Source organism: Rhizobium sp. PDO1-076, assembly GCF_000247475.1.
GTDB lineage: Bacteria > Pseudomonadota > Alphaproteobacteria > Rhizobiales > Rhizobiaceae > Allorhizobium.
Genome location: NZ_AHZC01000015.1, coordinates 1 through 15,274 on the forward strand (window position 1 = coordinate 1; position 15,274 = coordinate 15,274).

Here is a 15,274-nt window from a genome sequence, read left to right on the forward strand (position 1 = left end):
AATCATCACTGCCTATGAGGACGTGCGCCAGTCGGGCCGCGAACTGGCCAAGGCCGTGATTGCCCGGATCGACGGCGTTGAGCCGCAATTGCTGCAGAGCGTCAGCCAGCCGATCTGGGGCGATTGAGGTCAATCGAGCTCAGGCCCATCTTGCTCAGGCCCATTGCACTTAGACAGGCAACGGCATGGCTTCCGGTGTCCACAGGGTGACACGGTCGCGCCCTCCGAGCTTCGACCGATAGAGCGCGATGTCGGCCCGCTTGAGCAATTCATCGGATGACAGGGCGCAGCCGCTGGCAACACCGATACTGACGGAGACCGAAATCTCGCCCTCATCGACCTTGAAACCTTCCCGGGCGAGCACCTCACGCAGGCGATTGCCGAACGCCATGGCGTCGCCTTCTTCGGTATCCGGCAGAAAGGCGGCAAACTCCTCGCCGCCCAGGCGGGCCACGACACAGCCCGCAACCGTCTCGCACGACGACAGCAGCGCACCGAAGGCAGACAGAACCATATCGCCCGCGGAGTGCCCATGCTGGTCGTTGATCCGCTTGAAATGATCGATGTCCATGTAGAGCAAGGCACCCCGACCAAGGTCTTCTGACGTCAATCGATCGAGCTTTGAGAAGAATGCCCGCCGATTGGCAAGGCCTGTCAGCGCATCCGTTTCCGCAGCTTTCCTGTGCTCCCATTCCATTCTTTCCTTCATCAGGACGAAGAACGAAAAGCCGCCGACGATGATGTGGACGAAGAGTTCGAAGGTAATGATACCGTACCAGAATGGCTGCAAGACGCGCGTATCGCCACCGGCCACCACCGGCCACAGAAAGGAAAACGGGATCCTCAGAAGATAGATAGAGCCGTGCAGGAAAAACCAGATGGCGACCACAACCCGGCTTGGCAGCGTTTCGCCGACCTTGTCTCTCAAGACCTCCCGGGCGATCAGTATGGAATAGGTCGCGACCAGCACGGAGTACACGCAGAGGCGGATATTGACGCTGCTGCCGATCTCAGGAACCCCGGCGGTCAACACGGTCCAGAACACCGGTCCGGCAAAGGCGGCGGCGATATGCAGCCGGCGCCCGTCGAACAGCCTCAGACCGACCCAGACAAAGGCCAGCCCTGCCAGAGCCAGACTGTTGCCAAGCGAGATGGTGAAAAAATTGTAGTCGCGCGTCCGCTGGGACAGCAAGGCGAAACCGATTGCCGCCGTAAAGAACGACAGCGACCACATCAAAAGCTCAAGGCGATGCCGTGCACGGAGCCAGTCCAGGATGAAAAACACGCTGAAGACCAGAAGTGCTGCAAAGCTACCCAGCATTATGGTCGGAAGGTGAATGGCGGCCACGGAACAAACACTCGATCAGTTCTGCCGAAGACCCCCACGTCCGCAGCTAGTCCGACCGTAAGGAGCGAGCGGTTAATCCCGGCATAATGGGCGAGCGTATAATGCCCCCATAAAATGCATGGCAGCTATGCAATGCAACTATCGCGCCGATCTCGGCAGCAAAAAGGCCCGGGTTCCCGAGCCTTTGAACAGCGATGGATAGAGACTGCAAGGACTCAGGCGCCGCTGCCCCACGGGCCATGGTGAATATCTTTGCCGTCAATACGGTCGAAACCGTGAGCGCCGAAGAAGTCACGCTGCGCCTGGATTAGGTTGGCTGTGCCGCGTGCCTGGGCATAGGCGTCGAAATAGGTCAGCGCCGAGGCAAGCGCCGGGACTGGCAGGCCAGCGGTAACAGCGGCGGCCACGACGCGGCGCAGCGATGGCAGGCTCTGCTTGACCATGGCCGAAAACGCAGGCGTCACAATCAGGTTGGCCGCATCGGGATTGGCGGTGAACGCCTGGGTAATCTCGTCGAGGAACTGCGAGCGGATGATGCAGCCGGCGCGCCAGATCCTGGCGATCGTCGGCATCGGTAGCGACCAGTTGAATTCCTTGGATGCTGCCGACATCACGGCAAAGCCCTGGGCATAGGCGGCGATCTTGGCGGCAAACAGCGCAAGCTCGAGATCCGTCTCGATCGCGCCGCCCTCAAGCTTGAACACGCGGGCCGGGTTGCCGAAGATCTTTTGCGCCGCTTCGCGCTCATCCTTGACGGAAGACAGGCTGCGGGCGGCAACGGCGGCTTCGATCGCGGTCGCCGGAATGCCCATCTGCTGGGCTTCGATCACCGACCACTTGCCGGTGCCCTTCTGCCCGGCCTTGTCGAGAATGACGTCAACGATCGGCGCGCCACTTTCCGGATCGGCAGCAGCCAGCACCTTCTCGGTGATCTCGATCAAGTAAGAATTCAGCCGACCCTTGTTCCAGGCGCCGAACGTGTTGCCGATCTCGCCGGCCTTCTTGCCGAGGCCGTCGCGCAGGATGCCATAGATTTCAGCGATCATCTGCATGTCGGCATATTCGATGCCATTGTGGATCGTCTTGACGAAGTGACCGGCGCCGTCGGTGCCGAGCCAGGCGACACAAGGATCGTTGTCATACTTTGCAGCGATCGAGGTCAGCACGGGTTCGACGCGCTTCCAGCTTTCTTCCCGGCCACCCACCATGATCGACGGACCGTGGCGCGCGCCTTCTTCACCGCCGGAAACGCCCATGCCGATGAAGGTGAAATCAGTAGTATCGAGACGGGCGAAACGGGCAACCGTGTCGCGGAAATTGGCATTGCCGGCATCGATCATGATGTCGTTCTTCGACAGATACGGCATCAGCGCATCGATCTGCTGGTCGACCGCTTCGCCGGCCTTGATCATGATGATGATCGGGCGTGGCGGGCGGATTGCGGCGACGAATTCTTCGATCGTGTGGCAACCGATGATCCGCTCGGCCAAGGGACCGGCCTCGCCGAGGAATTCGTCGGTGCGTGCCGTGGTACGATTGAAGACCGCGATACGATTGCCCTTTTCGGCAATGTTAAGCGCAAGATTGGAGCCCATGACTCCGAGACCGATCAGTCCGATTTCCGCCTGCTGCACGACAAAGACCTCCGCATGCAAATCGATTAAGGAGGGCTTTTCTCGCATTCTCCGGCGTCAGCGGCAAGGATGAAATTTGATCAATCGGTAAACTTGACAGTTCATATCAGGAAAAATGATGTCAGGCTGCGGGATGATCGTCATCGTCGGTAATCACCCGCCAGGCTGCACCGTCGAGATCCTCGTACTGGCCGCTCTTCAGCGCCCAGAGGAAGGCATAGAGACCGAGCCCGCCGAGGAACAATGCGATCGGAATGAGGAAAATCAGCATGTTCATGCGGCAAGCCTCGTTTCGGCAACGGGGTCAGTGACCTCTCCAAACGTCTCGGCGATGCCCGCAGCGCTCTCCGCGCTCATCGCCAGACGATTGAGGCGCAGCGCATTGGCAACGACGATCAGTGACGAAGTCGACATGGCGATCGACGCGATCAACGGCGTGGCATAGCCGAGGAGCGCAATCGGCACGGCAATGACATTATAGCCGATTGCCAGGACGAAGTTCTCGCGGATCAACCGGCCAGCACGGCGAGAAGCCTCGATCGCAAACGGCACGGCATCGAGACCATCGCGCATGAAAACGAAATCAGCCGCCTGGCGTCCGACATCCGCCGCCGTCGCCGGCGCCATCGAGACATGCGCTGCAGCCAGCGCCGGGGCATCATTGATACCGTCGCCGACCATCAGCAGGCGGTGTGCATTGTCAGCCGCAAACGCGCAGACTTCCGCCTTTTCCCGCGGCGACAATTCGGCCCGCCAGCGCTCGATGCCGAGCTGGGTTGCCAGCTGCGCCACGACCGGCGCGCGGTCGCCGGACAAAATGCCGAGCGTCAGTCCAGAAGCCTTCAGGCTGTGGATCGCGGCCTCAGCCCGCGGCCGTAGCATGTCCTCGAAATGGAAGGTCCCGATTTCGGCACCGTTCAACGACAGCACCACCTCGGAATAGACATTCGCCTCGTCATGCCCAACGGTATCGGCACAGGCAAAGCGGCGGTTGCCCAGCCGGTAAAGGCCGGATGGGCTCTGGGCCTCGACACCTGAGCCAGGCACTTCACGAACCGACGCAAAGCCGAGCGACTGGCCGCCATAGGCGCTGCACAGCGCCTGTGACAGCGGATGGCGCGAATGCGCGGCAAGGCCGGCGGCAATGGAGAAAACGCCCGGCTCGATCCGGTTTGCATTGATCAACCGCGGTCGGCCGAGCGTCAGCGTTCCCGTCTTGTCGAAGGCGACCATGTCGATTTCGGCGAGCCGCTCCATAGCGGACCCGTCCTTGACCATGATGCCCGCCTTGAACAGGCGGCCGGCCGCAACAACCTGGACAACCGGCACGGCAAGACCGAGCGCACAGGGGCAGGTGATGATCAGTACGGCAATCGCCACCATCATCGCATGTTTCCAATCGCCGTCGTAAAGGCCCCAGGTAACGAAGGATGCAATCGCCAGGAAATGGACGGCCGGTGAATAGAAGCGGGCAGCCCGGTCGGCAATGCGGCGGTAACGCGCCCTGCCCCCTTCGGCGGCCTCCATCAGTTGGATGATTTCCGACAGGAATGAATTCTGCGCCGTCGCCGTGGCCTCGATGGTCAGTGACCCAGTCAAGCTCAATGTCCCGGCCTGGACGGCCGCACCCGGACGAATGGAGACCGGCGCACTTTCCCCATTGACGATCGACATGTCGAGATCGGTCTCGCCAGAGATGACCAGGCCATCCACCGGAATACGATCGCCGGCGGCAATCGCCACATGGTCACCCACCCGGATGTCCTCGACCGGACGATAGTCGCGTGCACCATCGGCATCGATCACCATGGCACCGCGCGGGCTGAGCCGCGCCAGACCACTGATCGCCGAACGCGCGCGGTCGCGCATGATGTGGTCAAGCGTGCGACCGATCAGCAGGAAGAACAGCAGCGACGCCGTCGCATCGAAATAGGCATGTTCGCCGTGATGGATCGTCTCCCAGATCGATGCGAAATAGGACAGCGTAATGCCGATCGCGATTGGCACGTCCATATTCGTACGGCCGTGTTTCAACGCGCTCCAGGCCGACTGATAGAAGAACCGGCCGGCATAGATCAGCGCAGGTGCTGCGATCAGGCCGGAAATCCAGTGAAAGAGATCGCGCGTCGAAGCATCCGCACCGGACCAGACGGACACCGATAGCAGCATGATATTGGTCGCCGCAAAACCCGATACGGCAACCGCCCGGATCAACTGGTTGCGTAGCGCATCGGAGGCTTCTTCCGCCGCCGTGAACAGGTGCGAATCATAGCCGGTGGCGGCGATCGCCCGGGCAAGCTGAACCGGATCGGTCTCGACGCCGTCGACCATCTCGCGCCAGACAATGGAGACCCGCTTGGTCGACAGGTTGACCCGCGCCCGCTCAACTTCAGGCAAAGCCTTGAGTGCACGCTCCACGGTCATGATGCAGGTGCCGCAATGCACGGCGGGAACGCTGAGATCGACCTGAAAGAGCCCCGGCCCGACCGCGCGGCTCGACAGCTTCATTTCCTCGGTCGAGGGCAAGGCATGCCCTGCCCGCTCGATGTCGAGCGCACCTTCTGTTCCTGCCGCGCAGCAGCTCATGGTTATTCTCCCGCAATCGCGATGCGATTGGCTTCATGCATGATGGTCTTGCCGCCCTGTATGGCGATCATCTCGACGATCCAGTTGCCGGAAAGAACCGCATGCTCCGCGACATAGAGACCGTCGCCGGCCGGTGTCAGAGCCAACTGGAAGTCCTGGTGTTCGCCGACCGGCCGTTTGAAATGTGCGGTGACACTGTCGGCCACGACAGGCTTTTCGCCGGGAAGTGTCAGCGTGTAGCGAATGGCCGTACCTTCGACCTCAAGCTGCCCCTTGATGCCGGTGGCCAGCATCTCGCGGATGGCCGTCGTCTTGCCATTGAACTGCTGGCTGGCCACATAGGTGTTCTTCACCACCAGCCCGCTCCAGGTGGAGGTGGCAAAATAGGCCATGGTAAAGTTCACCGTGATGATCGTGCCGAAGAAAAGCACCATGGCAGCCAGCATGTGCCATCCCGTGAAGGTGAAGGTCTTGATCGTTTTCTGGCTCATTTCTTGGCTCCCGGGGCATTGAAGACGGCGGTATAGGTATCCTGCTCGCTGCTTGCGGTATCCTTGGCGATGAACTGGACATTCTCGGCATCGCTGGCGATCTTGTCGCCCGGCATGGTCACGAAGACTTTGAGGGTGGTCGCCTCGTCCGGTTCGACCGAAACGGTAAACGTGCGGCCCGGCGCCTCGTTGATGCCATTGATCTTCATCACGGCGTCCGGCAGTCCTTCCAGCGAGACGATGATATCACGCGGCTGGGCGATCATGTTGAGAATCCGGATCGTGTAACCGTTGCGGATCGAGCCGTCGGATTCCAGCACAAATTGCGGGTTCCGGTCATGCAGGACATTGAGTTCCAGCCGGTCGCGACCGAGCAGCGTGACGATCAGGCCGACACCGACGGCACTCCAGACAAACATGTAGAGCAGCGTCCGCGGCCGGAAAATCACCCGCCAGTCGAAATGACGAACCTTGTCGCTGAACGAACCATCCGCTTCGCGCACCCGTGCCGGTTCGATCACCGTCGTTCCGCCGTTCGTCGCCAGTGCCATGTTCGATTGATATTCCTCCAGCGTCGCATAGGCGATCAGGCCAAGCGGCTTGCCGACCTTGTCCATCACGCCGTCACAGGCATCGATGCATAGCGCGCAGGTGATGCATTCCAACTGCTGCCCGTCCCTGATATCGATGCCCATGGGACAGACGGCGACGCAGGCATTGCAATCGACGCAATCGCCAACCGCCTCGCCGGCGGCCACCGCCTTCTTGGCGTGGCGGGTGCGCGGTTCGCCGCGCCAGTCGTTATAGGTGACGACCAGCGACTTCTCGTCGAGCATGGCCGCCTGGATGCGTGGCCACGGACACATGTAGATACACACCTGTTCGCGCATCAGACCGCCAAACACATAGGTCGTAGCGGTCAGGACGGCGACGGTCATATAGGCAACCGGCTCGGCCCGGCCGGCCACGAAGTCCATGGCGAGCGACGGCGCATCGGCGAAATAGAAGATCCAGGCGCCCCCGGTCAGCACCCCGATCAACACCCAGATCGCATGCTTGGAAACCCGTTTCCAGACCTTCGACAGGCTCCAGGGCGCACTTTCCAGCTTGATCCGGGCGTTGCGATCGCCCTCGATAAACCGCTCGACCACGAGGAACAGATCGACCCAGACGGTCTGCGGACAGGTATAGCCACACCAGGCACGGCCGACGGCGGAGGTGATCAGGAACAGACCGAACCCGGCCATCACCAGCAGGCCGGCAACGTAGAAGAACTCCTGCGGCCAGATCTCGATGAAGAAGAAATAGAAGCGGCGGTGTGCAAGATCGATCAACACCGCCTGGTCCGGCGCATAAGCGCCGCGATCCCAGCGCAGCCAGGGCGTCAGGTAGTAGATGCCAAGCGTGATCGCCATGACGATCCATTTGAACCGGCGAAACTGGCCCTCGGCGCGCTTGGGAAAGATCTTCTTGCGAGCCTGGTACAGCGGACCACGCAGCTTGGCCGACATCACCGCCTCGGCTTCGTGTCTCTCGACCTCGCCGCCATTGGCGACTTGTTTCTGATCGGCAAGCATATTCGTGGCACCCGCGCCTGTTTCTGATGCTTGCTTGTCCCACCTGGGGACGCAATCCGCCTTGACTTAAGTCAAGCAGCGGCGAAGCGTCGCAAGGCATCAAGCCTGCTCAGTTTGAGCAAGGCAGGCGCAAAAAAATGGCCGCATCCAAGGATGCGGCCAGTCTTGCAACAGACTTGTGCTTTCGGGTCGGTCCGCTATTCGCCACCACCCAGCGAATGAACATAGACGGTCAGCTGCTTGACGGTTGCGTCACCCAGACGCGTCCCCCAGCCAGGCATGACGCCGTGCTTCGGCGCGTTGATCTGGGCGATGATCCCCGCTTCCGTTCCCGCCTTCAGCCAGATGGCATCGGCAAGGTTCGGGGCACCGAAATCCCGCAGACCCTTGGCATCCTCGCCATGGCAGGCTGCGCAATTGTCGATAAACACCTGACGACCGGGTTCAACCAGTGCCGGATTGGACGGCGTGCCGGTCAGGCTGACGACATAGGCGGCAACCTGCTTAACCTGTTCGGGCTCGATGATCTCGGCAAAAGCCGGCATCTCGGAGATCCGGGTGTCGGCATCGCCATCGTAGCGAATGCCGTGGGCAATGGTGGTGTGCAGCGATTCCAGATCACCACCCCACAGCCAGTCGTCATCATTCAGGTTCGGATAACCCGCACCACCGGCAGCACCCGATCCGTGGCAAGGGGCACAGTTGACCTTGAAGGCCGCAGCGCCACCGGCAACCGCAAACTGTGCCAGGCCGGGATCGGCGACGATTTCGTTCAACGGCAAGGTTGTGATCTTGTCGAGATAGACCGACTGAGCAGCCTTTGCGCTGGTCAGTTCGGCCGCAACCTCGGCCCGGCTCGAATAACCGAGCAGACCCTTGGTCGCACCGGTCAGCATCGGGATCGCCGGATAGGCCACCATGTAGCCGATGGCCCAGATGATCGTCGCATAGAAGGTGTAGACCCACCAGCGAGGCATGGGGTTGTTCAGTTCCCGGATGCCGTCCCATTCATGGCCAGTGGTTTCGACGCCACTGATTTCGTCAATGTGTTTTTCTGCCATTTGTTAATCCTCCTTGAGAGGGATGCTGGCTGCTTCTTCCGCCAGCCGCTTGGCGCCCGGACGCAGCGTGAAGGCGACGACGCCAACAAAATACAGGGCCATTGCAAGCAGCCCCCAGCTGTCGGCGAAGTGGCGCAAGGCCGTATAGGTTTCCATGATGCCCTCCTCAGCGATAACCGGTTGCGTCGTCATAGGTGGAGAAATCGACCAGCGTGCCGAGCATCTGGAGATAGGCGACAAGCGCGTCCATCTCCGTCAAACGGGCAGGATCACCATCGAAATCACCAACCTTGGCTTTCGGATAGCGGGCCAGAAGTGCCTCGGTGTCGGCATTCGGATCCGCCTGTGCGGCAAGATCGGCGGATGCCTGCTCGACCATCTCGTCAGAATAGGGAACACCGACGCGACGGTTGGCGACCAGCTCCATACTGACATCCGGTACCTTGAGCACCGTCGTCTGCAGATAGGAGTAGCTAGGCATGACCGATTCCGGCACGACGTCGCGCGGTTCGTTCAGGTGCTGAACGTGCCATTCGTTGGAATAGCGGTCACCGACGCGGGCCAGGTCCGGACCGGTGCGCTTAGAGCCCCACTGGAACGGATGGTCGTACATCGATTCAGCCGCCAGCGAATAATGCCCGTAGCGCTCGACCTCATCCTTGAACGGACGGATCATCTGGCTGTGACAGACATAGCATCCTTCGCGGATGTAGATGTTGCGACCGGCTAGTTCCAGCGGCGTGTAAGGCCGCATGCCTTCGACCTTTTCGATCGTGTTTTCGAGGTAGAACAGCGGCGCGATTTCCACGATGCCGCCGATGGTGACCACCAACAACGACCCGAGGAGAAGAAGGCTCCCGTTCTTCTCGAAGATGACATGTTTATCAAGAATAGACATATGAGCCTTCCTTCTTATTCAGCCGGCTGCACGGCAGCAGGAATGACGGATCCGGGGATCGGTGCTTCCTGTCGCTCGTAGCCGAGGATGGTCATCAGGACGTTGTAGGCCATGATCAGCGAACCGAGCAGGTACATGGCACCGCCAATGGCACGCAGCACGAAATAGGGATGCATGGCCGCGACCGATTCAGCGAACGAGTAGACCAGGAAGCCCTGTTCATCATATTCGCGCCACATCAGCCCCTGCTGGATGCCGGCAACCCACAGAACGGCGGCGTAGACGACGATGCCGAGCGTGGCGAGCCAGAAGTGCCAGTTGACCAGGCGCATCGAGTACAGACGGTTGCGGTTCCACAGCTTCGGCGTGAGGTAATAGATCGCCCCGAAGGTGATCATGCCGACCCAGCCGAGTGCGCCGGAGTGAACGTGACCGATGGTCCATTCGGTATAGTGGCTCAGCGAGTTGACCGCCTTGATCGACATCATCGGGCCTTCGAAGGTCGACATGCCGTAAAAGGCGATAGCGATGACCATCATGCGGATGATCGGGTCGGTACGGATCTTGTCCCAGGCGCCGGACAGCGTCATCAGACCGTTGATCATGCCGCCCCAGGAGGGCATCCACAGCATGATCGAGAACACCATGCCGAGTGTCTGCGCCCAGTCGGGTAGAGCGGTATAGTGCAGGTGGTGCGGGCCGGCCCAGATATACATGAAGATCAGCGCCCAGAAGTGGATGATCGACAGGCGGTAGGAATAGACCGGACGGTTGGCCTGCTTCGGCACGAAATAATACATCATGCCGAGGAAGCCGGCCGTCAGGAAGAAACCGACAGCGTTGTGGCCGTACCACCACTGCGTCAGCGCATCCTGCACCCCGGAGAAGGCCGAATAGCTCTTCACGCCGAGGAACGAGACCGGCATCGCGAGGTTGTTGACGATATGCAGCATCGCGATCGTCACGATGAAGGCCAGATAGAACCAGTTGGCCACATAGATGTGGCTCTCCTTGCGGGTCAGGAGCGTGCCCAGGAATGTGATCAGATAGGCGACCCAGACAACGGTGAGCCAGAGATCGACATACCATTCCGGCTCGGCATATTCACGCCCCTGGGTAATGCCCAGCAGATAGCCGGTGGCGGCCATGACGATGAAGAACTGGTAGCCCCAGAAGACGAACCAGCCGAGATTGCCGCCAAACAGACGTGCCCGCGACGTGCGCTGCACCACATGGAAGGAGGTGGCGATCAGCGCATTGCCACCGAAGGCGAAGATGACTGCCGAGGTATGCAGCGGGCGGACCCGGCCGAAATTGAACCAGGGTTCAATGTTGAGGTCAGGATAGGCCAGTTGCAGCGCTGCAACGACGCCGACGAGGAAGCCGACCACACCCCAGAATACGGTGGCGATCACGCCATAGCGCACCACCTCATCGAAATATTCGGACTTCGGTGCGGCAGGCGTCGTGACCACGCCATTCGTCGGCGCAAATTTCATCCGCCGCAACATGATGATCGTACCGACCGCCAGCACGAAGAACGCAACCCACATATGGGCCGCAAACAGGCTGTCATGGGCAAAAGCCACCCCGAGCAGCGCGGCGAAGGCGAGCAACGCCATCCCCATGGTTTCTATTGTATAATTCATTGTTGGAATCCCCCAACGGCTTGCTGATCCAATTGCGGGCCTATCGCCAGACGGAGAATCCTCCCGCATCATCTGCAGACATCGCATTGACGCGGCGAAACCACCTTGATCCAAGTCAAGGCAATCTCGCGGGGATCGGCCAACCTTGCCAACACACCGGAGGAAGCTGCCTGTCCGCCACAAGATCGGGCCACAAGATCGGGAGGATCGGATCGGTGGCTTGATGCGGGACGGGGCCGCCGTGGACGGCGCGTTGGAGATGATCGACATGCAAGCAAAAACGACTACGTACTCATCCCGCACGGACGAGTTCCGCAGCGGCACGCCACAACTTGCAGACGGTGGCGAAAGCAGCCTGACCTGGCTGGGAAGATCACACGGCGAACAGCTGGCGCTGTGCAAGGAGCTGGAGGAGATTGCCGATTCGTTGCCGTCCAGCATCAACCGGCAGAAGTGTATTTATGCGGCAAAGGCGCTGGGCCCGCTGATCAAGGGCGGACATCACTACGAGGAAACGGTGCTCTTCCCGCAGTTGCAGTCAAGCGAAGGCGCGCCCGCGCATCTCGCACAGACACTCGAGCGACTGAAATTCGAACATTTCGAAGACGAGTGTTTTGCCGAGGAATTGACCGACGCGCTTCTCAAGCTGGGGTCGGGCGATGCGGTCAACATGGAGGCGGTCGGCTATATGCTGCGTGGCTTCTTCGAAGGCATCCGGCGCCATATCGCTTTTGAACGCGAACACCTGCTGGCAGGCGTGAGCGACAAGGCGCGTGGTTTCGATATGAATTGAACACCGCAACAATGGCCGAAACGACCTGCCCTGGACCGTTCAGCTACCGGAGACTGTTCAGGCAGCGAGATTGTTGACGCCGACATTGCCATCGCTGAATGTCAGCACGGCACCATTGATCGCACCCTGGCTGCTGCGCAATGGTGTGAACCGGCCGTAGAACGCCGACACCAGATGGTTGCCACCGTTGAAGCGACTGGCGAAATCACCGCTTTCACCGCGGAAGGCATGATCCAGCGCATCACGCATGGCAACGAACGCATCCGGTTGCAGGCCAAGTTCAAATACACTGCGACCAATGATATCGATCGGGCGCGTGCGCAGCATATCGGCCATCGCCGGGTTGGCAAACAGGTAACGATAATCCCGGGTCACCACGGCAATACGATCGGGCAGACTGCTGAGGATCACTTCGTTGAGCATGTCGTCATCGCCAAAGGCGGGCTGCGGCTTGGAATCGAGCATGGAGACCACGGCATCACCTGTCGGCCTAGCCAGACCACGCGGTCCGAAATACCGCTCGATCAGGATGCTCATCAGGGCGGTATGGCGCAGGACGCAGGACCGATCATCGGCATCTTCGCGCAAAAGCTTGGTCAGCAAATGCAGTTGAAGGTAGATTTCATCGGCCTCGCTGGCGCGATACGCCACCATTTCGCAGATCAGGGGATCAAGCTCGCGATCGAGTGCCGCGACTAGCCGGTCGTTGCCGCTGCGAATGGCTTGCTGCAATTGCACATTCTTCAATGAAACAGCTTCGAACAGCGGAAGAAGGTTGCCGTCACGCGATGGATCTGAAGACATGCACTCACCTCATTCACTCATGTGACATGGGCAAGCCACCACATCACACTCACTCCAACTTGAGCGATAACATGAGGTTGCATCATCTTCAATCTCTGGGCGTAGCCTTCAAGCTCTAGCCCAAAAAATGTTACGGTATATGACGACCAAGAAACATACCTGTCGGCGGCCCGAAATACATCAGATCGTGTGCTTGATATTCCAGCGATCATGATACCAGAGCCACTGCTCGGGGTGTTCCCGGACCCAAGATTCCACCTTGTCGTTGAGCAATTGCGCGGTTGCAGCGACGTCCAGTTGACCCTTCTCGTTTTGCGGCAGATCGATCTTCGGTTCGATCTCGAGACGAAAGCGATTGCCGGGCAGACGGATGCAGCGCGCCGGATAGATGTCGCAGCCGAATTGGCGGGCGAGCTTGGCCAGCAGCGGATTGGTCTGGACCGGATTGTTGAAGAACTGCGTTTGGACACCGCGCGTGAATTTCTGGTCGACGAGCACACCGACGCCGCCGCCCTGCTCCAGCTGGCGCGCCAGGGCAAATGACGAACCCGCATGTGAGGGAACCAGCTTGCCCATGCGCTTGGCACGGAAATCGAAAACCTTCTTGGCGATATAGGGATTATTCGGTGGCCGGAACAGCACCGTCACCATCAGACCGAAGGCGGCGCCTGCGACCGGCAAGAGCTCGAAATTTGCAGTATGGGCGGTAAAGACGATGAACGGCCGCGGTTGGTTGCGCAGTTCCATGAAGATCGGCACGCCTGAGACTTCGATCCGTCCCTCACCCGGCTTCTCTGGGTCAAAGTCGAACAGTCGGTCGAGAAAGACGTATTCCGCGGCAAGCCGGCCCATATGGCCCCAGCTTGCCAGCGCGATCGTCTCGCGGTCTTCCTCGGATTTCTCCGGAAAGGCGTTGCGCAGATTGACCAGCATCAGTTTGTGTCGCGATGTCTTCGGCCCGACCCAACGCATCAGCCGGTCGGCAAAATTGATCGCCGCATCGGCCGGAAAAATCTTCAGCAGGTTCAGGAAACCAAACGCAGACTGCGCAACCAACCATTGCGACAGGTTACGCAGGGCGAGCACGATACGGGTGATGATCATCCGCAATGGATCAATCCATCTTTAGGAGGATCTTGCCGAATACCTGGCGGCCTTCCATACGGGCGAGCGCCTTGTCGATATCATCGAATGTGACTTCGGTATCGATAACCGGATGCACGAGACCACGCGCCATCTTCTGCATGGCGTCGGCCATGTTTTCCATCCGGCAGCCGAACGAGCCGAGCAGTTTCAGCTGCTGCTGGAACAGCATCATCAGGTTGACATCGGTGGATACACCGGACGTCGAGCCGCAGGTGACCAGACGGCCGCCGCGCTTCAGGCAGAACATCGACGCGGCAAACGTATCCTTGCCGACATGTTCGAACACCACATCAACGCCCTTCTTCTTGGTGATCTTGCGGACCACGCCCTCGAAGCGCTCGGTGCGATAATTGATAACGTGATCAGCACCCAACGCCTTGGCGGGCTCGATCTTGTCGTCGGACCCGACTGTGGTGATGACCGTGCAACCGATCTTCTTGGCCAGCTGGATCGCTGCCGTTCCAATGCCTGATCCACCGGCATGAATGAGGATCGTTTCGCCCGGTTCAAGCTTGGCATTGTCGAACAGCATGTGTTCGACGGTCCCGAAGGTGACCGGAGCAAGGGCTGCACCGATCGCATCGACGCCCGGAGGGGCCGGGACCAGCAGACGGGCCGGCAGGTTGATCTTTTCCTGGGCAAAGCCGTCGAGATGGAAGCCATGCACGCCGGAGACGTTTTCACAGAGATTGTCGCGACCTTCGCGACAGGGCTTGCACAGGCCACAGGTTCGCGCGCCGTAGATGGCCGCGAGCTGGCCCGGCAGGATATTGCCAACACCCGGACCGATGGCTTCGACGACGCCCGAGGCTTCCGCACCGATCACCAGCGGCATCTTGCGCTTGGCAAATGCCATGCCACGCCAGCCCCAGACATCAATGTGATTGAGGGCGACGGCCTTGACGCGCAAGGTCACTTCGCCCGGACCGGGAGCATCAGGTTCCGGCAGGTCGACGATTTCAAGCTTGCGGTCTTCGACGAGTTGCAATGCGCGCATAGGATTTTTCCCCGCCCGGCGGGCGTTAGTACAGATCTATCAGGGTTGCGAGGCGGATTAGACCGGTTCCCGCGTCATGACAAGGCTTGCGTTCTGGCCACCGAAACCGAACGAGTTCGACGCAACCGCCGAAACATCAGCATCGCGCTTCACATTCGGCACCACGTCCAGCACGATGGCCGGATCGGGATTGGTGTAGTTGATCGTCGGCGGCAGCGTACCCGTAAGCATGGTCTGGATCGAGAACACCGCTTCAACCGCACCGGCAGCCGTCAGCGTGTGGCCGATCA

The 15,274-nt window shown here is 60.0% G+C and carries 14 protein-coding genes and 2 pseudogenes; 2 read left to right on the plus strand and 14 right to left on the minus strand.

Annotation, left to right across the window (positions count from 1 at the left end):
* A pseudogene (locus tag PDO_RS28880) lies at positions 1-127 on the plus strand (LacI family transcriptional regulator); the annotation flags it as partial.
* A 42-nt stretch (positions 128-169) separates the two neighbouring features.
* On the opposite strand, the gene PDO_RS26600 reads toward PDO_RS28880, so the two are convergent.
* The 10 genes from PDO_RS26600 to ccoN form a co-directional block, all read right to left on the minus strand.
* Entirely contained in the window at positions 170-1,348 is a 1,179-nt protein-coding gene (locus tag PDO_RS26600) for a GGDEF domain-containing protein (protein ID WP_007596862.1), read from the minus strand.
* 215 nt (positions 1,349-1,563) lie between these two features.
* Positions 1,564-2,982: an NADP-dependent phosphogluconate dehydrogenase gene (gndA, locus tag PDO_RS01390; protein ID WP_007596864.1), complete on the minus strand. Its 1,419-nt coding sequence runs from the start codon at positions 2,980-2,982 to the stop codon at positions 1,564-1,566.
* A gap of 121 nt (positions 2,983-3,103) precedes the next feature.
* Positions 3,104-3,259, minus strand: a complete 156-nt coding sequence (ccoS, locus tag PDO_RS01395) for a cbb3-type cytochrome oxidase assembly protein CcoS (RefSeq protein ID WP_007596865.1) — start codon at positions 3,257-3,259, stop codon at positions 3,104-3,106.
* A complete protein-coding gene (locus PDO_RS01400; protein ID WP_007596867.1) occupies positions 3,256-5,568 on the minus strand; it encodes a cation-translocating P-type ATPase in 2,313 nt (770 codons plus the stop codon). The genes ccoS and PDO_RS01400 overlap by 4 nt, the downstream gene beginning before the upstream one ends.
* 2 nt (positions 5,569-5,570) lie before the next feature.
* On the minus strand, positions 5,571-6,059 hold the full coding sequence (locus tag PDO_RS01405) for a FixH family protein (RefSeq protein ID WP_007596869.1): 489 nt from the start codon (positions 6,057-6,059) through the stop codon (positions 5,571-5,573).
* Positions 6,056-7,636, minus strand: coding sequence for a cytochrome c oxidase accessory protein CcoG (gene ccoG, locus PDO_RS01410; RefSeq protein ID WP_007596870.1), 1,581 nt, complete (start codon positions 7,634-7,636; stop codon positions 6,056-6,058). The genes PDO_RS01405 and ccoG overlap by 4 nt, the downstream gene beginning before the upstream one ends.
* Before the next feature lie 197 nt (positions 7,637-7,833).
* Positions 7,834-8,697 carry a cytochrome-c oxidase, cbb3-type subunit III gene (ccoP, locus tag PDO_RS01415; protein WP_007596872.1) on the minus strand — a complete coding sequence of 288 codons (864 nt, stop codon included), beginning with the start codon at positions 8,695-8,697 and terminating at the stop codon, positions 7,834-7,836.
* Positions 8,698-8,700: 3 nt separating this feature from the next.
* On the minus strand, positions 8,701-8,853 hold the full coding sequence (locus tag PDO_RS01420) for a CcoQ/FixQ family Cbb3-type cytochrome c oxidase assembly chaperone (protein ID WP_007596873.1): 153 nt from the start codon (positions 8,851-8,853) through the stop codon (positions 8,701-8,703).
* Positions 8,854-8,863: 10 nt separating this feature from the next.
* Positions 8,864-9,595, minus strand: coding sequence for a cytochrome-c oxidase, cbb3-type subunit II (gene ccoO / locus PDO_RS01425; RefSeq protein ID WP_007596876.1), 732 nt, complete (start codon positions 9,593-9,595; stop codon positions 8,864-8,866).
* Positions 9,596-9,609: 14 nt separating this feature from the next.
* Complete coding sequence (gene ccoN / locus PDO_RS01430) at positions 9,610-11,244, minus strand: cytochrome-c oxidase, cbb3-type subunit I (protein ID WP_007596877.1); 1,635 nt, start codon at positions 11,242-11,244, stop codon at positions 9,610-9,612.
* A 259-nt stretch (positions 11,245-11,503) separates the two neighbouring features.
* On the opposite strand from ccoN, the gene PDO_RS01435 reads away from it, so the two are divergent.
* Positions 11,504-12,037, plus strand: coding sequence for a hemerythrin domain-containing protein (locus PDO_RS01435; RefSeq protein WP_244426321.1), 534 nt, complete (start codon positions 11,504-11,506; stop codon positions 12,035-12,037).
* Positions 12,038-12,094: 57 nt separating this feature from the next.
* On the opposite strand, the gene PDO_RS01440 is transcribed toward PDO_RS01435, so the two are convergent.
* From PDO_RS01440 to PDO_RS01455, 4 genes and pseudogenes are all read right to left on the minus strand, one after another.
* On the minus strand, positions 12,095-12,841 hold the full coding sequence (locus tag PDO_RS01440; RefSeq protein ID WP_007596879.1) for a PAS domain-containing protein: 747 nt from the start codon (positions 12,839-12,841) through the stop codon (positions 12,095-12,097).
* Between the two features lie 180 nt (positions 12,842-13,021).
* Positions 13,022-13,951 (minus strand): lipid A biosynthesis lauroyl acyltransferase, encoded by a 930-nt coding sequence (locus tag PDO_RS01445; protein WP_037072249.1) that lies wholly within the window; start codon positions 13,949-13,951, stop codon positions 13,022-13,024.
* A gap of 4 nt (positions 13,952-13,955) precedes the next feature.
* Complete coding sequence (locus PDO_RS01450) at positions 13,956-14,984, minus strand: zinc-binding dehydrogenase (RefSeq protein WP_007596881.1); 1,029 nt, start codon at positions 14,982-14,984, stop codon at positions 13,956-13,958.
* Positions 14,985-15,041: 57 nt separating this feature from the next.
* Positions 15,042-15,274, minus strand: a pseudogene (locus tag PDO_RS01455) (beta-ketoacyl-ACP synthase); the annotation flags it as partial.

Coding starts and splice junctions, on each gene's coding strand:
- ccoG (WP_007596870.1), bottom strand. CDS start 7,636: ATGCTTGCCGATCAGAAACAAGTCGCCAATGGCGGCGAGGTCGAGAGA.
- ccoS (WP_007596865.1), bottom strand. CDS start 3,259: ATGAACATGCTGATTTTCCTCATTCCGATCGCATTGTTCCTCGGCGGG.
- PDO_RS01420 (WP_007596873.1), bottom strand. CDS start 8,853: ATGGAAACCTATACGGCCTTGCGCCACTTCGCCGACAGCTGGGGGCTG.
- PDO_RS01400 (WP_007596867.1), bottom strand. CDS start 5,568: ATGAGCTGCTGCGCGGCAGGAACAGAAGGTGCGCTCGACATCGAGCGG.
- ccoP (WP_007596872.1), bottom strand. CDS start 8,697: ATGGCAGAAAAACACATTGACGAAATCAGTGGCGTCGAAACCACTGGC.
- PDO_RS01435 (WP_244426321.1), top strand. CDS start 11,504: ATGATCGACATGCAAGCAAAAACGACTACGTACTCATCCCGCACGGAC.
- ccoO (WP_007596876.1), bottom strand. CDS start 9,595: ATGTCTATTCTTGATAAACATGTCATCTTCGAGAAGAACGGGAGCCTT.
- PDO_RS01440 (WP_007596879.1), bottom strand. CDS start 12,841: ATGTCTTCAGATCCATCGCGTGACGGCAACCTTCTTCCGCTGTTCGAA.
- PDO_RS01405 (WP_007596869.1), bottom strand. CDS start 6,059: ATGAGCCAGAAAACGATCAAGACCTTCACCTTCACGGGATGGCACATG.
- ccoN (WP_007596877.1), bottom strand. CDS start 11,244: ATGAATTATACAATAGAAACCATGGGGATGGCGTTGCTCGCCTTCGCC.
- PDO_RS01450 (WP_007596881.1), bottom strand. CDS start 14,984: ATGCGCGCATTGCAACTCGTCGAAGACCGCAAGCTTGAAATCGTCGAC.